General features: G+C 69.4%; 22 protein-coding genes and 1 tRNA gene. 15 read left to right on the forward strand and 8 right to left on the reverse strand.

Translation table 11 applies throughout. The annotated features are described in order from the left end of the window. Positions 1-155 precede the first annotated feature (155 nt). From AC1DNF_RS07400 to AC1DNF_RS07425, 6 genes are all read left to right on the forward strand, one after another. A tRNA-Gly gene (locus tag AC1DNF_RS07400) sits at positions 156-229 on the forward strand. A gap of 47 nt (positions 230-276) precedes the next feature. Next, a complete protein-coding gene (locus AC1DNF_RS07405; RefSeq protein WP_478147922.1) occupies positions 277-531 on the forward strand; it encodes a hypothetical protein in 255 nt (84 codons plus the stop codon). Between the two features lie 126 nt (positions 532-657). Then, on the forward strand, positions 658-1,698 hold the full coding sequence (locus AC1DNF_RS07410) for an SAM-dependent methyltransferase (protein WP_478147923.1): 1,041 nt from the start codon (positions 658-660) through the stop codon (positions 1,696-1,698). Beyond that, positions 1,695-2,480 (forward strand): DUF1295 domain-containing protein, encoded by a 786-nt coding sequence (locus AC1DNF_RS07415; RefSeq protein WP_478147924.1) that lies wholly within the window; start codon positions 1,695-1,697, stop codon positions 2,478-2,480. Before AC1DNF_RS07410 ends, AC1DNF_RS07415 begins: the two co-directional genes overlap by 4 nt. After that, positions 2,477-3,112, forward strand: coding sequence for a DUF6134 family protein (locus tag AC1DNF_RS07420; protein ID WP_478147925.1), 636 nt, complete (start codon positions 2,477-2,479; stop codon positions 3,110-3,112). The genes AC1DNF_RS07415 and AC1DNF_RS07420 overlap by 4 nt, the downstream gene beginning before the upstream one ends. A gap of 73 nt (positions 3,113-3,185) precedes the next feature. Further along, a complete protein-coding gene (locus AC1DNF_RS07425) occupies positions 3,186-3,611 on the forward strand; it encodes a DUF2177 family protein (protein ID WP_478147926.1) in 426 nt (141 codons plus the stop codon). Positions 3,612-3,614: 3 nt separating this feature from the next. On the opposite strand, the gene AC1DNF_RS07430 is transcribed toward AC1DNF_RS07425, so the two are convergent. Next, positions 3,615-4,268 carry a ChrR family anti-sigma-E factor gene (locus AC1DNF_RS07430; protein WP_478147927.1) on the reverse strand — a complete coding sequence of 218 codons (654 nt, stop codon included), beginning with the start codon at positions 4,266-4,268 and terminating at the stop codon, positions 3,615-3,617. Beyond that, entirely contained in the window at positions 4,265-4,825 is a 561-nt protein-coding gene (locus AC1DNF_RS07435) for a sigma-70 family RNA polymerase sigma factor (RefSeq protein WP_478147928.1), read from the reverse strand. The genes AC1DNF_RS07430 and AC1DNF_RS07435 overlap by 4 nt, the downstream gene beginning before the upstream one ends. A 182-nt stretch (positions 4,826-5,007) precedes the next feature. Here AC1DNF_RS07435 and AC1DNF_RS07440 point away from each other — a divergent pair, with 182 nt between their 5' ends. The 3 genes from AC1DNF_RS07440 to AC1DNF_RS07450 are packed head-to-tail and all read left to right on the forward strand — an operon-like array spanning position 5,008 to position 8,425. Then, positions 5,008-6,381, forward strand: coding sequence for an NAD(P)/FAD-dependent oxidoreductase (locus tag AC1DNF_RS07440; protein WP_478147929.1), 1,374 nt, complete (start codon positions 5,008-5,010; stop codon positions 6,379-6,381). After that, positions 6,378-7,172, forward strand: coding sequence for a DUF1365 domain-containing protein (locus AC1DNF_RS07445; RefSeq protein WP_478147930.1), 795 nt, complete (start codon positions 6,378-6,380; stop codon positions 7,170-7,172). The genes AC1DNF_RS07440 and AC1DNF_RS07445 overlap by 4 nt, the downstream gene beginning before the upstream one ends. Then, positions 7,169-8,425: a class I SAM-dependent methyltransferase gene (locus AC1DNF_RS07450; protein ID WP_478147931.1), complete on the forward strand. Its 1,257-nt coding sequence runs from the start codon at positions 7,169-7,171 to the stop codon at positions 8,423-8,425. The genes AC1DNF_RS07445 and AC1DNF_RS07450 overlap by 4 nt, the downstream gene beginning before the upstream one ends. 21 nt (positions 8,426-8,446) lie before the next feature. Here the strand turns inward: AC1DNF_RS07450 and AC1DNF_RS07455 are convergent, their stop codons facing one another. The 4 genes from AC1DNF_RS07455 to AC1DNF_RS07470 all read right to left on the reverse strand — a co-directional run bounded on the left by AC1DNF_RS07455 (position 8,447) and on the right by AC1DNF_RS07470 (position 10,231). Beyond that, on the reverse strand, positions 8,447-8,770 hold the full coding sequence (locus AC1DNF_RS07455; protein WP_478147932.1) for a hypothetical protein: 324 nt from the start codon (positions 8,768-8,770) through the stop codon (positions 8,447-8,449). Positions 8,771-8,879: 109 nt separating this feature from the next. Next, positions 8,880-9,119, reverse strand: coding sequence for a hypothetical protein (locus tag AC1DNF_RS07460; protein ID WP_478147933.1), 240 nt, complete (start codon positions 9,117-9,119; stop codon positions 8,880-8,882). A gap of 87 nt (positions 9,120-9,206) precedes the next feature. After that, positions 9,207-9,956, reverse strand: coding sequence for an acetoacetate decarboxylase (locus tag AC1DNF_RS07465; RefSeq protein WP_478147934.1), 750 nt, complete (start codon positions 9,954-9,956; stop codon positions 9,207-9,209). After that, positions 9,953-10,231, reverse strand: a complete 279-nt coding sequence (locus tag AC1DNF_RS07470; protein ID WP_478147935.1) for a DUF3734 domain-containing protein — start codon at positions 10,229-10,231, stop codon at positions 9,953-9,955. The genes AC1DNF_RS07465 and AC1DNF_RS07470 overlap by 4 nt, the downstream gene beginning before the upstream one ends. Positions 10,232-10,378: 147 nt before the next feature. On the opposite strand from AC1DNF_RS07470, the gene AC1DNF_RS07475 reads away from it, so the two are divergent. The 3 genes from AC1DNF_RS07475 (at position 10,379) to AC1DNF_RS07485 (ending at position 13,273) form a co-directional block, all read left to right on the forward strand. After that, entirely contained in the window at positions 10,379-11,353 is a 975-nt protein-coding gene (locus tag AC1DNF_RS07475; RefSeq protein WP_478147936.1) for an ornithine cyclodeaminase family protein, read from the forward strand. A gap of 46 nt (positions 11,354-11,399) precedes the next feature. Continuing rightward, the gene (locus AC1DNF_RS07480) at positions 11,400-12,356 is read left to right on the forward strand and encodes an AraC family transcriptional regulator (RefSeq protein WP_478147937.1); all 957 of its coding nucleotides are present in this window, start codon (positions 11,400-11,402) and stop codon (positions 12,354-12,356) included. Between the two features lie 194 nt (positions 12,357-12,550). Next, positions 12,551-13,273, forward strand: coding sequence for an antibiotic biosynthesis monooxygenase family protein (locus AC1DNF_RS07485; RefSeq protein WP_478147938.1), 723 nt, complete (start codon positions 12,551-12,553; stop codon positions 13,271-13,273). An 18-nt stretch (positions 13,274-13,291) separates the two neighbouring features. On the opposite strand, the gene AC1DNF_RS07490 is transcribed toward AC1DNF_RS07485, so the two are convergent. Further along, complete coding sequence (locus AC1DNF_RS07490) at positions 13,292-14,215, reverse strand: hypothetical protein (RefSeq protein ID WP_478147939.1); 924 nt, start codon at positions 14,213-14,215, stop codon at positions 13,292-13,294. A gap of 228 nt (positions 14,216-14,443) precedes the next feature. Between AC1DNF_RS07490 and AC1DNF_RS07495 the strand changes: the two genes are divergently transcribed. Further along, entirely contained in the window at positions 14,444-15,913 is a 1,470-nt protein-coding gene (locus AC1DNF_RS07495; RefSeq protein WP_478147940.1) for a S8 family peptidase, read from the forward strand. 115 nt (positions 15,914-16,028) lie between these two features. Here the strand turns inward: AC1DNF_RS07495 and AC1DNF_RS07500 are convergent, their stop codons facing one another. After that, on the reverse strand, positions 16,029-16,739 hold the full coding sequence (locus tag AC1DNF_RS07500; protein WP_478147941.1) for a helix-turn-helix domain-containing protein: 711 nt from the start codon (positions 16,737-16,739) through the stop codon (positions 16,029-16,031). Between the two features lie 252 nt (positions 16,740-16,991). Between AC1DNF_RS07500 and AC1DNF_RS07505 the strand changes: the two genes are divergently transcribed. Continuing rightward, entirely contained in the window at positions 16,992-18,170 is a 1,179-nt protein-coding gene (locus AC1DNF_RS07505; protein ID WP_478147942.1) for an NAD(P)/FAD-dependent oxidoreductase, read from the forward strand. Between the two features lie 39 nt (positions 18,171-18,209). Further along, the gene (locus AC1DNF_RS07510; protein ID WP_478147943.1) at positions 18,210-19,664 is read left to right on the forward strand and encodes a M81 family metallopeptidase; all 1,455 of its coding nucleotides are present in this window, start codon (positions 18,210-18,212) and stop codon (positions 19,662-19,664) included. The last annotated feature ends 32 nt before the right edge of the window (positions 19,665-19,696 follow it).

Here is a 19,696-nt window from a genome sequence, read left to right on the forward strand (position 1 = left end):
GGGAAGGTCATGCGCGGAATGCACCCGCGCGATGCGACGCCGGCGGGCCCGGGGGGTCTTTCCGTTCCCATGGGATATCGGCAGGTTCCGCCGAAACTTGAGCCCGATGGGCCGGCTCTCGCGGCCCATCGGGCGAGATAGAATCCCGCTCTCACGCGGGTGTAGTTCAATGGCAGAACGGCAGCTTCCCAAGCTTCATACGAGGGTTCGATTCCCTTCACCCGCTCCAGAATCCTTACAGGGAAGCTCGTGTTCAGCGGGTTCGCAGCCCACCACATGCCAAACGAGTCCAACCGCCAGGAAGAATTGAAGGCCATGGTGCTGTGCGCCAGCTGCGCCGGCATCCAGCGCAACTGGCGCAAGGCCCCGGGCCATGCCGAGCTCGTGCAGGGGTCCACCCGCAAGGAAATTCGCAGCGACGGCAACACCGTCAACATCACCAGCTACCGCTGCGACGCCTGCGGCACCCGCTGGGAATACGAGAACGACAAGACGAACCAGAAGGCGGGCTGGTCGGTCGTCGGGCGCTAAGCCCGCACTTCCCCTCTCCCGCTCTCGCCGGCCTGCATCCGCGCAACGCGATGCAGATCCAACAGGGCCGGCAATGCGTATGTCCTGCAGGCACACGCTCCGTGTGCTGCCGACCAAGGAACGCACATGTCCCAGAACGCCGCGGCCATCCATTGGGTGGAGCAAGGTCTCGTGCCCGACCGCGTCGTGCGGATCGGGATTCGCCGCCTGCTCAAGGAGCGGCTGCTCGAGCTGCAGAGCGGCGACGCGGTCGCGGGCGCGCGGCTGACGCAGGCCTTCGTCGACGCCATGCGCCAGGCCGAACTGGCGCCCCTGCCCGAGAAGGCCAACGAGCAGCACTACGAGCTGCCGGCCGCCTTCTTCTCCGCCGTGCTCGGCGAGCACCGCAAGTACAGCGCCTGCTACTGGCCGGAGGGCGTCGATACCTTGGCGCAGGCCGAGGCGGCGGCCCTCGACATCACCTGCGAGCGGGCCGGCCTCGGCGACGGGCAACAGGTGCTGGAGCTGGGCTGCGGCTGGGGTTCGCTGAGCCTCTGGATGGCCGAGCGCTTTCCCGCCAGCGAGATCACCGCGCTTTCCAACTCCCACTCCCAGCGCGAATACATCGAGGAACAGGCAGGCCGGCGCGGCCTGTGCAACCTGCGCGTCATCACCCGCGACATCAACGTGTTCGACACGGCCCAGCGCTTCGACCGGGTGGTCTCGGTGGAGATGTTCGAGCACTTGCGCAACTGGCCCCGCGCCTTCGCCAACGTGGCGCGCTGGCTGCAGCCGGGCGGGCGCTTCTTCATGCACGTGTTCGCGCATCGCGAGGCGCCCTACCCCTTCGTCGAGCGCGATGCGAGCGACTGGATGAGCAAGCATTTCTTCTCGGGCGGAATGATGCCCAGCGATGATCTCGCGCTGCACTGCCAGGACGACCTGCGACTGCTGCGGCGATGGCGCTGGGACGGAACGCACTACCAGCGTACGTCGGAGGCCTGGCTCGGCAACATGGACCGGCACCGCGAGGGGCTGCTGCCGCTGTTCAGGCGCACCTACGGCGCGGATGCCGACCTGTGGTGGATGCGCTGGCGCCTGTTCTTCATGTCGGTGGCGGAGCTGTTCGGCTTCGACGCCGGGCAGCAATGGTGGGTCAGCCACTATCTGTTCGAGAAGCGCGCATGAGGCTCGCGCTCGCGGGCCTCGCGCCGATCGCGGCGCTGGGCGCAGTGACATGGCTGGCGAGCCTTTGGCGCCGCGATGCGAGCCTGGTGGACCGCGTCTGGTCGCTCTGCATCCTCGGCGCCGGGCTGGTGTACGTGGCGCTTTCGCCGGGCGCGGGTTTGCGAGGCCCGTGCATGGTCGCGCTGGCCGTGATCTGGGCGCTGCGCCTGAGCCTGTTCATCACGCGGCGCAACTGGGGCCATGGCGAAGACCGCCGCTACCAGCAGATCCGCGCGCGCAACCAGCCGAATTTCGGCCTGAAGAGCCTCTACCTCGTGTTCGGGCTGCAGGCATTGCTCGCGTGGGTGGTCTCCGCGCCCTTTCTCGCGGGCGCGCTGGCCGACGCGCCGCTGGGCGGGCTCGATCTCGCGGGCATGGCGCTGGCGCTCTTCGGCATCGGCTTCGAGGCCGTGGCCGATGCGCAGATGTCTCGCTTCAGGGCGGACGGCTCGCAGCGCGCAACGGTGATGGACCGGGGCCTCTGGCGCTTCAGCCGGCATCCGAACTATTTCGGGGAAGCCTGCGTCTGGTGGGGCTTCTGGCTCATGGCCATCGCGGGCGCGGGCTGGGGCGGCGCATGGAGCATCGTGTCGCCGCTGCTGATGACCGTGCTGCTGCTGAAGGTCTCCGGCGTCAGCCTGCTCGAAAAGGACATCACGGAGCGCCGCCCCGCCTACCGCGAGTACATCGCGCGCACCAACGCCTTCGTGCCGGGCCCGCCCCGCAAGGCGCCGCCGCGATGAGCAGGATGCGCCCGGGTCTTCTGTGCCTCCTCGCGGGCGTGCCGCTGCTCGCGGCGGCGACAGAGCCCGGCGAGTGGGATTTCACCGCTTCGCTCAACGGGACGCCGATCGGCGAGCACCGCTTCAGCGTCACGGCCGCGGGCGACGAGCGCAGGGTCGTGAGCGAGGCGAACTTCACCGTCAAGCTCCTCGGCATCACGGCTTACCGCTACCGGCACAAGGCCGTGGAGCAGTGGCGCGGCGATTGCCTGACGGGGCTCATCGCCACGACCGACGAGGACGGCAAGTCCGGCGAGGTGCGGGCCGGCGTCGACGGCGGCGGCCTCAAGGTCGTGACTTCATCGGCGGAAAACACGTTGCCTGGCTGCGTGATGACTTTCGCCTACTGGAACCCCGCGCTCCGGACGAAGACCCGGCTGCTCAACGCGCAGACAGGTGTGCCGGAGAACGTGCGCGTGAGCCCGATGGGCAGCGCCGCGATCGAGGTGCGCGGCCTCCCGGTCATGGCGACGCGGTGGCGCATCAGCGGTCCTGCCGCGCCGATCGACGTGTGGTACTCGGCGCAAGGCGAATGGGTGGGCCTGGACTCGGCACTCGGCGCGGGCCGCACGCTCAGCTATCGGCTGAAGTGATCCAGGGCCCCTGCCGACGCGTAAGCAAGGCGGGTCATGTCCGGCCCGAGCGGCCCACCAGGAAACGCACCCCATGTTCAGCAAGCAGAGCTTCATCGCCTACGCGGCCACCGCCGCGGTCTTCCTCGCCCTCGATGCCGTCTGGCTGAGCACCATGGCCGAGCGCCTCTACCGGCCCGCCATCGGGCAGCTGATGCGCGAGCGCTTCGCGTTCGGCCCGGCGCTCGCCTTCTATGCGATCTACCTCGCGGGTGTCGTGGTGTTCGCGGTCGCGCCGGCGTTGGCCGGCCGGCGCTGGCAGTCGGCCCTGGGGCTGGGCGCGCTGCTGGGCCTCCTGGCCTACGCGACCTACGATCTCACCAACCAGGCCACGCTCAAGGACTGGCCCTGGCACCTGACCCTGGCCGATCTCTGCTGGGGCACCGTCGCCACCGCGGTGGCGGCGGCCGCGGGCTGCCGCATCACCATGGCCTTGACCGGCGCGATCCCGGGCCGCTGAGACTCACATGCCGATCATGGCGCCCAGTGTGCGCGCCAGCATGCCCTGGAACAGCACCTTGCCCTCGACGCAGGCCAGGCAGATGCACTCGCTGCCCGCGCGCACCACCGGCTGGTGGAGGATGCTGCCGTCGGCCTCGTCGAAATCGCCGGGTCCGAACAAGGCGCGCCCATCGTGGAAGGAACCGTAGAGCACCTGAGTGAGCTCGCTGCGGCTGTGGGTGTGCATCGGCAGGTTCTTGCCCGCGCCGATGCGCAGCAGGAAGACGTTGGCCGCGCTGTCGTGCGGCAGCGTCACGCGGCTCCAGCGCATGCCGGGGCCGAGCCAGCGCCAGGGTGTCGCGGTGCAGCCCCACAGCGCGCGGGGCCAGTCCATGCCGTGGGGCAGGGCCGGATGGGCGCCGCTCGTCGCGACGCGCGCGGGCGGCTGCGGCGGGGCATCGATGGCGGCCAGGGTTCGCGCGAGTGCCTGCGACGGCAGCAGCGCCGGCGTCACCTCCTCCAGCAGCGCGCCGCCGAGCGCCTCCAGCACCCGCATGCGCTCGCCGCATTGCGCGCAGCTCTCGACATGGCTGGCCACGACCACGGAGGGCCCGCTCGGCAGATTGCCGGCCGCGAGGGCCAGCAGGAGATCATCGGCTGGATGGTGTTGAATCATGGTTCGAGCCCGTCGAGCAGGCGACGCAGATGGTTCACGGCGAGGCGCACGCGCGACTTGACCGTGCCCAGCGGAATGCCCAGTTCGCTCGCGATCCGGGCATGGGGCAGTTCTTCGAAGAAGGACAGGCGAAGGACGAGCGCCTGGTCCTCCGACAGCTGGGTCAGGGCCCGGCGCACGCCGCGTTCGCGCTGCAGGGCCAGCAGCTGCTCGTCGGGCCGTGGCGCCGGGTCGGGCACCAGCTCGCCGTCGGGGTCCTCGGCGCCGGCCATGCGATGCGCCTGCCGGCGGAAGTAATCCACGCGCAGGTTGCGCGCGATGGTGAAGATCCAGGTGGCGACGCTGGCGCGCGCCGGCGAAAAGCTCGCGGCCTTGCGCCAGACGTTGACCATCGTCTCCTGGGTGAGCTCTTCGGCCAGGCCTTCGGGCGTGCCCGAGCGCACCAGGTAGGCCTTCACGCGCGGCGCGAAGTGCTTGAACAGGATGGCGAAGGCCTGCCGGTCACCGGTGAGCGCAATGGCCTGCGCCAGCTCGTTCAGTTCTTCGCTTGTCGGCATCGCTCCCCGGCCTTGCTGCGGTGTCACGACCGACAGTAGCGACGACCGCGACCCGGGGGGTCGCGAGGCCGGTGTCGGTGGGTGTCGGACGGTATCCATGCTGCTCTTACGTACCGTCCGGGGAATTAGATCACAGCGATCCGGCGGCAAATCCAAATGCGGGCGGACTGCGTACAAGCTGCATGAGAATCGCCCCCGCGTTCGACGCCCACCCGCCCGGCCCCGGCGGGCGGGGCGCCCCCATCCTGGACATCGCCGTGGTCGGCAGCGGCATTTCCGGCCTGTCGGCCGCCTGGCTGCTGGCGAAACGGCACCGCGTCACGCTCTTCGAGGCCGATGCCCGCCCGGGCGGCCACAGCCACACGGTCGACGTGCCGGCGCCCGGCGGCGCGATTCCGGTCGATACGGGCTTCATCGTCTACAACGAAGCCGCCTACCCGAACCTGAGCGCGCTCTTCGCCCACCTCGGGGTGGAGACGCAGGCCTCGGAGATGTCCTTCGCGGTCAGCCTGGACCAGGGCGCGCTGGAATATTCCGGCACCGGCCTCGGGGGGCTGTTCGCGCAGCGCGGCAATCTCCTGCGCCCGCGCTTCTGGTCGATGCTGCGCGACCTGGTGCGCTTCTACCGCGAGGCGCCGGTCCACGCCCGCGGCGCGGGCCTGATGCCGCTGGACGACTTCCTGGACCAGCGCGGCTACGGGCGCGCGTTCCGCGAGGACCATCTCTACCCGATGGCGGCGGCGATCTGGTCGACCTCGGCCGCGCGCATCGGCGACTACCCCACCGAAGCTTTCGTGCGCTTCTGCGAGAACCACGACCTGCTCAAGCTCGGCCATCGGACAGCCTGGCGCACGGTGCGCGGGGGCAGCCGCCGCTATGTCGAAAGACTCGCCGGCGCGCTCGGCAAGAACCTGCGCCTCGGCAGCGCCGCCGTGGAAGTCCGGCGCGACGCGCGCGGCGCCTCGGTTCGAACGGCGGGCGGCGCGCCCGCGGAGCGCTTCGACCACGTGGTGATCGCGACCCATGCCGACCAGGCCCTGCGCCTCCTGCCCGATGCCAGCCCCGACGAGTCGCGGCTCCTGGGCGCCTTCGGCTACAGCCTCAACCGCGCCGTGCTGCACAGCGACCCGGCGCTGATGCCGCAACGCCGCGCCGTGTGGTCGAGCTGGAACTACCTGGCCGATCGGCGCCGCGCGGACGGCTTGTGCGTGACCTACTGGATGAACCGCCTCCAGGGCACCCCGGAGGACACGCCGCTGTTCCTGACCCTGAACCCGATGCGCGAGCCGCGCGCCGGGCACCTGATCCACGCGCAGGACTACGAGCATCCGGTCTTCGACGCCGCCGCGATCCGCGCGCAGGACGAACTCTGGTCGCTGCAGGGACAGCGCCGCACCTGGTTCTGCGGCGCCTATTTCGGCTCGGGCTTCCATGAGGACGGGCTGCAGGCCGGCCTGGCCGTCGCCGAAGCGCTCGGCGGGGTGCCCCGGCCATGGTCGGTGGCCAACGAGTCCTCGCGCATCCGTCTGCGCCCCAGGGTGGCGGTGCCTTCGTGAGCGGCCCGTCCGCCCTCTACGCCGGCAGCGTGACGCACCAGCGGCTGCGGCCCGCGCGCCACCGCCTGCGCTACCGCGTGTTCTCGCTGCTGATCGACCTGGACGAACTGCCCGAGCTTGCCGGCCGGCTGCGCTTGTTCTCGCTCAATCGCTTCAATCTCTTCAGTCTTCACGAACGCGACTACGGCGCGGGCGACGGCCGCGGCCTGCGCACCTATGTGGATCAGCAGTTGCGCGCGGCCGGGCTCGCCACAGGCGGGGCGATCCGCCTGCTCAGCATGCCGCGCATCCTCGGCTATGCCTTCAATCCGCTGAGCGTGTACTTCTGCCACCACCCGGCCGGCGCCTTGCAGGCCGTGCTCTACGAGGTGAACAACACCTTCGGCGAGCGGCACAGCTACCTGATCGAGGTGGATGCGTCCCAGCGCGAGAGCGAACGCATCACGCAGGCATGCCCCAAGGAACTGCACGTCTCGCCCTTCCTGGGCCTGGCGATGCAATACCGGTTTCGCGTCGAGCCGCCGAGCGCGCGGCGCCCGGGGCTCGCCATCGGCATCAGCGCCGAAGACGCGCAGGGCGCCGTGCTGACGGCGCGCTTCGACGCGCGTCGCCATGCACTGCGCGATTCGGCGCTGGCGCTGGTGTTCGTCTCGCATCCGCTTCTCACGCTGAAGGTCGTCGCCGCGATCCACTGGGAGGCCCTGCGCCTGTGGATCAAGGGCGTGAGCCTGCATTCGCGCCCGCCGGCGCCGTCCCGGGCGGTGACCTTCATCAAATCCAGGAACCCATGAGCACTTCCTCCTCTCCCTCGGACGACCTCCAGGATCTTCGCCCGCGCGGCGGTTTGGCCGCCATGCTGTCGGCCTGCGCGGGCTGGCCGCTGCGCCGCCTGCTCACGCGGCTCCTGCGCGGCGTGAACTGCGGCAGCCTGGTGCTCGACCTGCCGGGCGGCGGCCGCGCCGAGGCGCGGGGCGCGGTCGCCGGGCCGCATGCCGCCATCCGGCTGCATCGCTGGCGCCCGCTGGCGCGGCTGCTGCTCCAGGGCGACCTCGGGCTGGCCGAGTCCTACCGCGATGGCGACTGGTCGAGCCCGGACCTCGCGGCCCTGCTGGAGTTCGGCATCCGCAACGAAGCGGGCTGGAGCCGCGCGCTCGATGCCTCGCGGCCGGCACGCTGGATGGGCCGCCTCTCTCACCTCGCGCATGCCAACACGCGCAGGGGGAGCCGGCAGAACATCGCCTTCCACTACGACCTGGGCAACGACTTCTACGCCCAGTGGCTGGACCCAGAGCTGATCTATTCGAGCGCGCTCTATGCCGCGGGCGACGAATCGCTCGAAGAAGCCCAGGCAGCGAAGCTGGAACGCATCATCGCGCTGCTCGAACCCGAGGACGACGCCTCGGTGCTGGAGATCGGCTGCGGCTGGGGCGCGCTCGCGCTGGCGCTGGCGGGGCGCCACCGCGCGCGCGTCACGGGCCTCACCTTGTCGACGCAGCAGCTCGCGCATGCCCAGGGGCGCGCCACCGGGCAGGGGCTGGAAGCGCGGGTCGATCTGCGGCTGCAGGACTACCGCGACGTGCAGGGGCAGTACGACCGCATCGTCTCCATCGAGATGCTCGAAGCCGTGGGCGAGCGCTACTGGCCGGTGTATTTCGAGACGCTGCGCCAGCGGCTCAAGCCCGAGGGCGTCGCGGTGCTGCAGGTCATCACGATCGCGGACGCGCAATTCGACCATTACCGGCGCAATGCCGATTTCATCCAGCGCTACATCTTTCCGGGCGGCATGCTGCCGTCGTCGGCGGCGATGTTCGAGCAGGCACTGCGCGCCGGTTTCACGATCGAGAAGTGCGAATCCTTCGGCGAGAGCTATGCCACCACGCTCGCCGAGTGGCGGCGCCGCTTCCTGCGCGCGTGGCCCCGCATCGAGGCCCTCGGCTTCGACGCCTCGTTCAGGCGCCTCTGGGAATACTACCTGTGCTACTGCGAGGCGGGTTTCCGCGCCGGCCGGGTCGACGTGGGCCTCTACAGGCTGGCGCGCGCCTGAGGGGCAGGCGCCCTACTCGCCCTACTGCTGGCCCTGGCCGTCCCCGCTGCGATCGTGCACCCAACGGATCGCCTGCTGCTCGGCATGCCGAAGCGCCTCGGCCTCGGTGCCGTAGGGCTCGGAATCCTGCTGCAGGAACTTCTCTTCGCCGGTCGGCTGCATGCGATAGGAAACCACCGGCTTGAAGACGCCCGGCCCTTCCCGCTGCGCGCTGCAGAGAAACTTCCAGCCCTGGTACTGGAGCGCGACGGTGCCGGCATCCGCCGCGTGGCGGGCCTCGTCCTGCGCGCCGATGCCGGGCCGCGGGCGCTCCGGCTCGCTCGGGCTGCTGAGATCGTCTGACATGGCTTTCTCCTTTTGCTGACTTGAATCACTGTCGCCGGATTTCGGCGGAGTGACGCCGGACAACGTCGCCAATCGACCGAGGAGGAACACGCGGGAAGCGAGCTTCGATTCAGCCCAGGACCGCGTGGGTCGCCCGGGCGTCGACCCATCTCATGGCTTGCGCTTCGGCATGCCGCAACGCCTCGGCTTCGGTTCGGCAGGTGTCGGCGTCGCTCAGGAGGGGTCTCAGCTCCTCGCTGGGCCATGGCAGCTTGCGCAGGAGAACCGGCCGGTAGCGCCCGGGGCCCTCGCGCTCCGCGCTGCACTGGAAGTGGTAGCCCTGGTAGACGAACAACACACGTTTGGCCATGGTCGGCTCCTCGCGGCCGGTCCCATGTCCGGCCCATGCGCGTCTGACTCCCAGGCGCTTACAAATGTTCCTTAACTTACAAGGCGTTCACGACAAATAGTCGTATTCGACCGTCCCCAGGGCCAGTGTCATGTCGGCGATGTAGTGCACCGCCGATTCGACCTTCAGCACCGGCAGGTCCGCCACCGGCGCCAGCGCATGCGGATGCAGTTCGAGCGAGGCCGGCCCGGTCCAGGCGCCATGCAGGGTGACGTCGACCATGTGGTAGCGCACCAGTTCGCAGATGCGCGCCGTGCCGTCGACGTGCGGAATGATCTTGAGCAGGAAGTTCGGCTGCGCGATGCCCGCCAGGATGGGTTCATGCGCCAGCGTGCGGTGCTTGAAGCCCATCGTGGCCTTGGCCACGCAGATCTTCCCGTAGTCGAGGGTGCCGACCACCACGTCGGTCTCGTAGTCGAGGACCGGCATGGCCAGCTTCTTCGGAAAGCCCCACAGCTCGCGGCCGCCCGCGATGGGCGGATGGTCGTTGAGGTACATCGCGTGCACATAGGCGCCCTTCTCCAAGCCCCTGGCCGTGCGCAATTGCACGGGGATCACCTGGCCCGACTCGGTGTAGTCGCCGAAGCCGGTGGAGTCCGGCATGCGGATGAACTCATACTTGACCAGCGGCTCGATGACTTCCAGCGGTTCGGGCACGACCGCGCGCAGGGCGTCCATGTCGGTGCGGTAGGTGACGACCACGAATTCGCGCTGCAGGAAGCGGTACGGTCCGGGCGGAAAGGCCGGGCTGGTGAGGGGCATGGCGAAGGCCGTGCGCTTGACGTCTGCAATGTTCATCGAGGGTCTTCCTGTGTGATTGGCCGTTTGACCTTGATGGCTTCGGCATCGCCGAGGTCGAACGTGGTGACGCCGTCGGGCCGCGCATCGCTGCGAGGGGCTTGCGGATGGCTCAGCGTGATGCCCATGGCGCTCGCGCCGGCAGTCCAGTGATCTTCCACGGTGGCGCGCGAGAACTCGTAGTCCTTCAGCTCGACCTCATAAGGCCTGTCGCGATGGATCAGGTGGAAGATGCCGATCGGCTCGTGCGTCAACTGCGCGCGCACGGCCTCCACGCTCGGGTCCGATCTTCCGCGCCGTGTCGTCGAAGTAGATCGAGTTGCCGCTCCGCACATGGACGGCGCCCAGGCTCGGGCGCACCTCGCGTCGATTGCCCCCCGAACGCGCACGCCACCCATGACGCGCTCGGGCAGAATTCGATCATGACGAACAAGGACGAATTGCTGCTGCTCGACGGTTCCCAGGTCGCGAAGCTGCTGGACCCCGACATGGCCATGGCCGCCGTGCGCGAGGCCTTCGTGCTGCACAGCGAGGCGCGGGGCCGCGTCTTTCCCGTCGTGCGCGAACGCCTGGCCACGGGCGGCGTGTTCGGCATCAAGGCCGGCGATGTCGCCTCGCAGGCGCTGCTGGGCTTCAAGGCGGCGGGCTTCTGGCCGACCAATCGCGCCATCGGCGCCGAACCGCACCAGGCGACCATCGTGCTGATCGACCCGGCCACCGGGCGCCCCACCTGCATCCTCGACGGCAACGCGGTCACTACCATGCGCACCGGCGCGGCCGGTGGCTGGGGCCTGGACCTCCTCGCTCGCGCGGACAGCACGCGGCTTTGCGTGTTCGGCGGCGGCGTGCAGGCGCGCATCCAGCTGGAATTCGCTCTCAAGGTGCGACCGGGGCTGCGCCGGGTGCGCTATCTCACCTCGACCGGCCGCCCGAGCGCGGAGTTCGAATCCCTCTTCAAGGGCCGCTGCGATCTGAGCCATGCGACGGACGCCGACGCCACCGTGGCCGACAGCGACGTCGTGATCACCGCCACGCCGGGCCAGGGCCCGCTGTTCTCCGCTTCGGCCGTCCGGCCGGGCACACACATCAACAGCGTGGGAACCGACACCAAGGGCAAGCGCGAACTGCCCGACACGCTGTTCGAGCGCGCCCGCCTGTTCGTGGACGACCGAGCCCAGTCGCGCAGCATCGGCGAACTGCAGTGGGGCGAGGCGGAACTGCCGTGCACCGAGATCGGCGAATTGCTGGCCACGAGCGCGGACTTCGTGCGCGGCGCCGACGACATCACGGTCTTCGACATGACGGGCCTGGCGCTGCAGGACCTGAGCACCGCGCGGGAGATCGCGCGCCGAGCGGCGGCCGAAGGCGTGGGGACGCGGCTTTCCTGGCCCTGGTAGGCGCGCGCGCTTGCGCCCCATCCGGCGCGCGTGCCAAGATGTCCGCATGCAAACGGACATCGTGCGAACCCGCGATATCGACGAGGCCATCGCCGCGGTCGAGCGCGTCTACTGCCCGCATCGCGTGATGCCCCAGGGCATGGTGCGCAACGTCGACGCCGAACTCGCCGTGAACCGCATCGGCGGCCAGCCCATCGTGTACCTGCGCTACTCGACACCCGTCACGATCGACGCGGGGCATTTTCCCGACCTCCTTCTCATGATGTCCGCCAGTGCCGGCGCGGCCAGGGTGGAGCAAGGCCATCGTGCCTGCGCCTGGCGCGCGGGCCAGACGATGCCGCTCTCGCCGGGCCGCGACACGGTGCTGAATTTCGACCGGGCATTCGCGCAGACCTCCCTGCGCGTGGAGATCGAACGCCTCGAACGCATGTGCGCGCGGTGGCTCGGGCACCCCCTGGAGCGGTCGATCCAGTTCCGGCTGCAGCCTTTCGATGCGTCCTTCGAGAAAGTCTGGCAGGAGGCGATGCGCATGGTTTCCACCCTCGGTGCCACCGGCGCCGCGATCCCGCGCGGCGCGTGCGACTCGCTCGACGAATTCCTGCTGTCGCTGATCCTGCATGGGCATCCGCACAATTTCTCGGCCGAGCTGTCGCGGCCGGTGGACGCGGCGGCACCCCGGCTGGTGCTCGCGGCCGAAGAGATCTTTCGCGAGCGCGCGGCATCGGGCATCACCGTGACCGAAGTCGCGCGCGCGTTGGGCGTGAGCGTGCGCAGCCTCCAGCTCGGATTCCGCCGGTCGAGAGACACCACGCCCTCGGCCTTCCTGCGCACCCTGCGACTCGAGGCCGCGCACCGCGCGCTGAACACCGGCACGCAGGCGCAGTCGGTGACCGACGTGGCGCTGGGGATCGGCTTCACGCACGTCGGCCGCTTCAGCGCCGCCTACAAGGCCGCGTTCGGCGAAACGCCAGTCATGACCTTGCGCCGCGGCCGGCAACACTAGGGCCGCCTGCGCCCTCCCCGGCATGCGGCTTCGCGAAACGGACAGCCGTTCGCGAATCGTCCTTTCTCCCACCGGACTTGCCGCGCACGATGGCCCACGGAGCAGCCGGACCACGACCCGGCGCTCCACAGCCACCGCCGATCCGGCCCCCAGCGGCCGTCGACGGACCCCGATGCACCCGCAGGAGAAGAGCCATGACCCCCGAGAAAGCCGCAAGCACCCTCACCGTGATGGAAGCCGGATTCAAGATCATTCCAGGCAAGGAAACCGACTTCCTGTCCATGCAGGCCAAGATGGTTCCCGTCGGCGCGAGCCAGCCGGGCTTCGTGTCCGTCTACGGCGGGCCGATCCTCGATTCGAGCTGGCTGTACTTCGGCGTGCGCTTCGAGAGCGCCGCGCAGATGGACGCCTGGTTCCACACGCAACAGCACCAGGCCGTCCAGAAGATGGCGTACGCGAAGTGGTGGACCGCCGTGTACATCCGCAAGTGGCGCAGCCCCGCGCCGGGCGAGACACTCGGCAGCCGCCTGATGTGCGAGACCCGGCTGACGACGGCCGCCGCGCTGGACGACGAGCGGCGCCAGTCGCTGCAACCCTTCTTCAAGGAACTCTCGGCCGCCGGCGCCCGGCCCTTCGAGACACTCACGGGCAACTTCGAGAATCAGCCCTGGCAGTTCGTCGGGCCGCTGGAGATCTTTCCCGCCCTCTCGGGCCCCACCTACTCGCTCATCACCCATTGGTCGTCGGCCGCGGACCTCGCGGTTTGGCAACGCTCGCCCGCGTATGGCGAGCTGAAGACCCTCGGGCAGGTGAGCAGCGAGGTCTTCATCGCCATGGAGGAACCCGGCGTGCGCGACCACCTGCGCGAGGACCGGCTGCAGCGCCAATGGACGCTCGAGGGGCACGCCGCCGCCTGATCGGCGCGGCCGGCGCCCTCAACCGTCGAGGCCGGGCAACAGCTCCTGCGATTCGTGGTCGAAGCCCGGCACCGGCTGGGCCTTGGCCAGAGCGAGCCACACCGCGAAGGGCATGCGTGGCAGCGCGCGATGCGCCGCCGCGCGCGCGACCACGAGCCTCCCTTCCCGCGCGACCAGCACGCCGCATTCCTGCGGGATCTCGTCGGGCTCGCCGATGGGCCGGCCCTTTGCGTCGCACCCCAGCACATACCAGCACTCGCCCCCCAGGTCGAGGTAGGCGGCGCGCTTGTCGGGCTTGCGCAGATCGCTCAGGAGGTCGGCGCGGTTGACCTTGACCTCGTGGACGATCGGCTGCGCATAGGCCTCGACGCTGGTGTTGCGGATCGAGAAGACATCCGGCCGCGCCACACACCAGCGGGCCTTGTCACCCTCGCTCGCGGCGGGCAACCGCGCGCGCAGGCTCAGCCCGCGCCACGCGATGCGACCGGCGCGCGTCATCTCGCGCGCGACCTGCTCCACCAGCGCTTCGTGCTTCGACATCGCGGCGCGGTTGACCACGAGCGTGCCGGCGATGTGGGCGATGCCGGCATCCGTCACGCGCAAGGTCTCGTGCCCCTGCGCGGAACGCACGCGCTCCAGCAGCCCGGCCGCCAGCAGGTCGACCTCGATGCCATCGCAGCAAGGCCAGCCGGCCGAGCGATACATCGCGCGCAGCCGCCGCGCATGCACGCGCCCGAGCGCGCCGATGGCGGGTGGCGGCTCGGTCACGGGCGGCGGCGCGCCGGGCTCCGTGAAGGGCGGATCGGCCGGCGGCGGATCGACCTCGGGCGACGGGGCCGGTGGCGGCCCCGGCGGAACTTCGATGGGTACGTCAGGCGTGGGCGGCGGCGGCCCGATGGGCGTGCCCGCGCCGGCGCGCACGGAAGCAGATGCGGCTGTCATGGTGCAAGGGTAGCGAAAAGCGGAACCGAACGCGCATCCCGACCTGCGACGAATGCTTCATGAGTACAACCGTCAGGGCATCCGCATCGCCCCGGCGCGAGGAACACCGGCGCCTCGGATCGAGGAGATCTCAATCCTGAACTATCGTCGCCAATTCGCCCGTCTGCATCCGCGCGCCGCTGTAATTACGTCCCCTCAACAAGGCCGGAATGGCTTAGGAAAAGCAAAGTGAAACAGATCAAGAAAAGTGCGCTGAGGCGCTTGGCGGCGGGCAAGCGGATTCCGTTCACCATGGGCGTGCTGGTCGCATGCTGCGCAGGCATCTCGACCATTGCCGCTGCAGGCATGCGCACCGAATTCCTGACCGTGCCCACCATCGCGGACGCCAAGGAGAACGAACAGACCAACCGGATCATCGTCAAGTTCAGCGACCTCTCGACGCTGGACAACCTGAGCAAGACGACGACGCAACCCCGCCTGCTGGCGCTCCAGGAAGTGGCAACGCGCCACAACGTGCAGCTCAGCCTCCTGCGCGCGACCAGCACCCAGGCCAACGTGCTCAAGCTCGACCGCTACCTGCGTGACGCCGAGTTCGAAGCCCTGGCGAAGGACATTGCCTCCAGCGTTTCCGGGGTGTCCTACGCTGAGGCCGACCGCATGGTGGTGCGGCAGGACTTCCTGCCCAATGACCCCTACTTCCCCTACACCAGTGCTAAATCCGAACTGATCAAGCTGCCTGCCGCGTGGGATGTGTCGACCGGCTCCGGCGTGGTCGTGGCCGTGCTCGACACGGGCCATACCGCGCACGAAGACCTGAACGCCAATGTGGTTCCGGGCTATGACTTCGTCAGCGACACCTTCGCAGCCAACGACGGCGACGGCTGGGACGCCGATGCCACGGATCCGGGTGATGGCTTCGCCCTCGGCGAGTGCGTCAATAGCGCGGGCCGTATGCAGCGCAACTGCGCGCACGGCACGCGCATGGCCGGCGCCATTGCCGCCGTGGGCAACAACAGCGTCGGCTTGGCGGGCGTGGCCTTCAACGCCAAGATCCAGCCCGTGCGCGTGCTCGGCAAGTGCGGTGGCTATACCTCGGACCTGGCCGATGCCATCACCTGGGCTTCCGGCGGCAAGGTGGCCGGCGTCCCGGTGAACGCCAAGCCCGCTCGCGTGATCAGCATGTCGCTGAACAACGGCCACTCCGGCGTGTGCTCGACGAGCCTGCAGGATGCGATCAAGGCCGCGGGCCTGCGCAAGACGGTGGTGGTCGCCAGCGCCGGTAACCAGGAAACGGTGGCCAACTTCGCACCCGCGAATTGCGCTGGCGTGATCTCGGTCGCAGCGGTCACTACAAACGGCGGAAGAACCGCCTACTCGAACTATGGCGGAAACGTCGCGATCGCCGCGCCCGGCGGCAACTGGGCCACGATGTACACCGGGGGCGCGTTCGACATAATGTATACGCTGGACGCCAGGTACTCCTCGACCGGCTACGGCGCATTCGAAGGCACCTCCATCGCAGCCGCCCAAGTGTCGGGCGTCGCGGCCTTGATGCTGTCGAAGAACCTCAAGCTCACGCCCGCCCAGGTGAAGACCAAGCTGCAAGCCTCGGCGAGCGCCGTCCCGGCTGCCTGCGAGGGTTGCGGCAGCGGCATCGTCGACGCGGCCGCTGCGGTCGCGGCCGCCACCAAGCCGTGACAACGGCTCGGTAGTCGCATGGATGCGCGGGTGGCGAACCCATCCGCGCTTTCCCATCCCGAAAGAAGCCGAGCCTGGCACATGCGAGGCCCGGCTTCGCGCATGAGCGCGATCCCTATCGCGCGCGCCGCACCGCCGCCCGCCTGGGCGCCGGCACCTCAGCCGAGGCCCGCGCGACTCCTCGCCGCTCCCCTTCACGCGCCGACTGCATGAAGCTGCTCTCGGTCGAGGTCACGCCCACGATCTTCGCGAGCTGGCGGCTCACGCTCACGTAGGCATGGCCGATGCGGCTGTCGAAGTACAGCGAATCGCCACGCGCGAGGCGCACCACATCGCCGTTCTCGAAGTGCACATCGATCTCTCCTGACAGTACATAGGCGAATTCCTCGCCCGCGTGCCGCGAGAAATCCTCGGGTCCGTGGATGCGCCGCGCATGCACCGTGCCCACCACCGGGCTCATTTGCTTGCCCGCCACGGTCGTGCCGAGAAACTCGTAAGCGAACGACAGCCCGCGATACACCACGCCCTTGCCCGCGCGCGTCACCACCGGCCCGTCGAGCTGCGCCGGCTTGACGCCCGCGCCGGCAAACATCGCGTTCATGTCCATCTGCAGCGCACGGCCGAGCGCCGCGAAATTCTCGTAGCCCAGCGCGAGCTGGCCGCGCTCGGCGCGCGAGATGGTGGTGATCGAGACACCCGACAGCTCCGCGAGCTGCGCCAGCGTCCACCCGAACTCCTTGCGCGCCGTGCGCAGGCGCTTGCCGAAGGTCTCGCGGTCGAGCGTGGTGGGCTCGGTCTCTTGCCGTGTTCCGGGGTGTTCTTTCAAGCCTGCGGTCCTCCTGGATATGGAGCCGGATTCTGCCAGCCGCGGAAGCCGGGCCGTCGCTGGGCGACAACTATTCTGGCCCGGAAGTTGCGTATCCGCAAATTGCATGAACGCAAATTCTTTCGACGCCCCAGAGTGGGACTTACCCGGAGAACTGGCGGATAGTTTTGCGTATCCGCAAATTTCTATCTAAACTGCGCCGCACTCCCAACCCCGAACGCACCACGAACGCGCAGGCAGCAACCGTTTCCGATGAGCCCCACGACAACTTCTTCTTCCGCACCGGCGCAGACCGATTTCCTCGTCATCGGCGGCGGCATCGCCGGCGCGTCGGTGGCCCACTGGCTTGCGCCGCATGCCCGCGTGACCGTGCTCGAACGCGAGGCGCAGCCCGGCTACCACTCGACCGGCCGCTCGGCCGCCCTCTTCATGGAAAGCTATGGCACGACGCAGGTGCGCGCCCTCACCATGGCCAGCCGCGCCTTCCTGCAGCACCCGCCGGCGGGCTTCAGCGAGCATCCGCTGCTCACGCCGCGCGGGGCGATGATGGTCGCGGGCCCGGGCCAGCTCGAGCAGCTCGAAGAGCACTGGGAGGTGCTGCGCGCCATGTCGCCGAACGCCCGGCGGCTGAGCGGCGATGAAGCCCGCGCGCTCGTCCCCGTGCTGCGGCCGGAACAGGTGATCGGCGCCGTGTACGAGCCCGATGCCGCCGACATGGACGTGCATGCCATCCACCAGGGCTACCTGCGCGGCATGCGGCAGGCCGGCGGCAAGCTGGTGTGCGATGCCGAAGTCACGGCCATGGAACGGATCGCCGAGCGCTGGCGCGTGCAGGCGGGCGGCATCGTGTACGAGGCCCGGGTCGTCCTCAACGCCGCCGGCGCCTGGGTCGATGCCGTCGCGCGGCTCGCCGGCGTGCGGCCGATCGGCATCGAGCCGCGCCGCCGTTCCGCCTTCATCTTCGCGCCGCCCGTCGGCATGGAGGTCGCGGGCTGGCCCATGGCCTTCGGCGCCGAGGAGGACTGGTACATCAAGCCCGACGCTGGCATGCTCCTGGGCTCGCCGGCCAATGCCGACCCGGTCGAGCCGCAGGACGTGCAACCCGAGGAGATGGACATCGCCATCGCCATCCACCGCATCGAGGAAGCGACCACGCTCGCCATCCGGCGGCCCACGCGCACCTGGGCCGGCCTGCGCTCCTTCGTGGCCGACGGCGACCTGGTCGGCGGCTTCGACGACGCCGTGCCCGGCTTCTTCTGGATCGCGGCGCAGGGCGGCTACGGCATCCAGACCTCGGCCGCGATGGGCGAGACCTGCGCCGCGCTCGCGCGCGGCCTGCCGGTGCCGGCGCATCCGGCCTCCTTCGGCATCACGGCCGCGATGCTGGGGCCGGCGCGACTGCGCAAGGCCGCCGCCGCCGCATCGAACTGAATCTCTTCCCACCTCTCATTCATCCAGGAGCGCCTCACCGTGCGTGTCTTCAGCGGATCCCTCGCCACCGAAACCAACACCTTCGGCCCGATGCCCACCGGGCTCGCCTCCTTCCGGGACCGCGGCTATTTCCCCGCCGGCAAGCATCCCGACCAGATGACCTTCTTCTCCGGCCCGCTGTGGGCCGCGCGCCTGCGCGGCAAGGAGCGCGGCTGGGATCTGGTCGAGGGCATGGTGGCCGGCGCGCAGCCCAGCGGCACGACCACGCGCCATGCCTACGAAAGCCTGCGCGAGGAGCTGCTGGCCGACCTGCGCGCCGCGCTGCCGGTGGACATGGTCGTGCTCGGCCTGCACGGCGCGATGGTGGCCGACGGCTACGACGACTGCGAAGGCGATCTGCTCCAGCGCGTGCGCGCCATCGTCGGGCCCGATGTGGTCGTCGGTGCCGAGCTCGATCCGCACAACCACCTCACGCCGGAGATGGTCGCCAATGCCGACCTGCTGATCGCCTTCAAGGAATATCCGCACACCGACGTGCTGGAACGCGGCATCGAACTGGTCGACCTGTGCGCCGCGATGGTCGAGAAGAAGATCAGGCCCGTGGCCGCGGTGGTCGACTGCGAGATGATCGTCACCATGCACACCTCGCGCGAGCCGGCGCGCGGCTTCGTCGACCGCCTGCAGGCGCTCGAAGGCAAGGACGGCGTGCTCTCCATCTCTGTCTCCCATGGCTTCTCCTGGGGCGACGTGCCCGAGATGGGCACCAAGCTCCTGGTCTACACCGACGGTGATCCGGCCAAGGCGAATGCGCTCGCGCGCCAGCTCGCCAACGAGCTGATCGGCATGCGCGAGCGGCTCGCCGTGCGCTACCCCGGCATCGACGCCGCGCTCGACGAGGCCCTGGCCTTCGACGGCGGCCCCGTGGTGCTGGCCGATGGCGCCGACAACCCCGGCGGCGGCGCCGCGGGCGACTCCACCTTCATCCTGCGCCGCATGATCGAGCGCGGCATCGGCAACGCCGCCATCGGCCCGATGTGGGACCCGATCGCGGTACGCATCGCCTTCGAGGCGGGTGCGGGGGCACGGCTGGCCATGCGCATCGGCGGCAAGATCAGCCCGCTCTCGGGCCAGCCGCTGGACCTGATGTGCACCGTGAAGGCCCTGCATGCCGACATGGTGATGACCGGGCTGGCCAACACGCCGGTGCCGCTGGGCGACTGCGCCCTGCTCGAAGCCGAGGGCATCGAGATCGTGCTCATCACGCTGCGCAACCAGGCGATGGGCACCGACGTCTTCACGCAGCTGGGCTGCGACCTGGCGGCGAAGAAGATCATCGTGGTGAAGTCCTCGCAGCACTTCCAGGCCTCTTTCTCGAAGGTGGCCAGGCATGTGATCTACGCGGGCGCGCCCGGCGCCGTGACGCTGGATCTTTCCACCCTGCCCTATCGCAAGGCACGGCGCCCCAAGTGGCCCCTGGATGCGGTGGCCGCCTGAACGCCCGACGACTCTTTCCTGAAGCTACCTCA

The organism is Variovorax sp. 01T432, assembly GCF_056398605.1.

Bases quoted from the DNA above. Each gene is read 5' to 3' on its own strand.
- AC1DNF_RS07440 (WP_478147929.1), top strand. From the start codon at position 5,008: ATGAGAATCGCCCCCGCGTTCGACGCCCACCCGCCCGGCCCCGGCGGG.
- AC1DNF_RS07475 (WP_478147936.1), top strand. From the start codon at position 10,379: ATGACGAACAAGGACGAATTGCTGCTGCTCGACGGTTCCCAGGTCGCG.
- AC1DNF_RS07490 (WP_478147939.1), bottom strand. From the start codon at position 14,215: ATGACAGCCGCATCTGCTTCCGTGCGCGCCGGCGCGGGCACGCCCATC.
- AC1DNF_RS07430 (WP_478147927.1), bottom strand. From the start codon at position 4,268: ATGATTCAACACCATCCAGCCGATGATCTCCTGCTGGCCCTCGCGGCC.
- AC1DNF_RS07420 (WP_478147925.1), top strand. From the start codon at position 2,477: ATGAGCAGGATGCGCCCGGGTCTTCTGTGCCTCCTCGCGGGCGTGCCG.
- AC1DNF_RS07435 (WP_478147928.1), bottom strand. From the start codon at position 4,825: ATGCCGACAAGCGAAGAACTGAACGAGCTGGCGCAGGCCATTGCGCTC.
- AC1DNF_RS07455 (WP_478147932.1), bottom strand. From the start codon at position 8,770: ATGTCAGACGATCTCAGCAGCCCGAGCGAGCCGGAGCGCCCGCGGCCC.
- AC1DNF_RS07485 (WP_478147938.1), top strand. From the start codon at position 12,551: ATGACCCCCGAGAAAGCCGCAAGCACCCTCACCGTGATGGAAGCCGGA.
- AC1DNF_RS07465 (WP_478147934.1), bottom strand. From the start codon at position 9,956: ATGAACATTGCAGACGTCAAGCGCACGGCCTTCGCCATGCCCCTCACC.
- AC1DNF_RS07405 (WP_478147922.1), top strand. From the start codon at position 277: ATGCCAAACGAGTCCAACCGCCAGGAAGAATTGAAGGCCATGGTGCTG.
- AC1DNF_RS07415 (WP_478147924.1), top strand. From the start codon at position 1,695: ATGAGGCTCGCGCTCGCGGGCCTCGCGCCGATCGCGGCGCTGGGCGCA.
- AC1DNF_RS07425 (WP_478147926.1), top strand. From the start codon at position 3,186: ATGTTCAGCAAGCAGAGCTTCATCGCCTACGCGGCCACCGCCGCGGTC.
- AC1DNF_RS07410 (WP_478147923.1), top strand. From the start codon at position 658: ATGTCCCAGAACGCCGCGGCCATCCATTGGGTGGAGCAAGGTCTCGTG.
- AC1DNF_RS07460 (WP_478147933.1), bottom strand. From the start codon at position 9,119: ATGGCCAAACGTGTGTTGTTCGTCTACCAGGGCTACCACTTCCAGTGC.
- AC1DNF_RS07480 (WP_478147937.1), top strand. From the start codon at position 11,400: ATGCAAACGGACATCGTGCGAACCCGCGATATCGACGAGGCCATCGCC.
- AC1DNF_RS07505 (WP_478147942.1), top strand. From the start codon at position 16,992: ATGAGCCCCACGACAACTTCTTCTTCCGCACCGGCGCAGACCGATTTC.
- AC1DNF_RS07450 (WP_478147931.1), top strand. From the start codon at position 7,169: ATGAGCACTTCCTCCTCTCCCTCGGACGACCTCCAGGATCTTCGCCCG.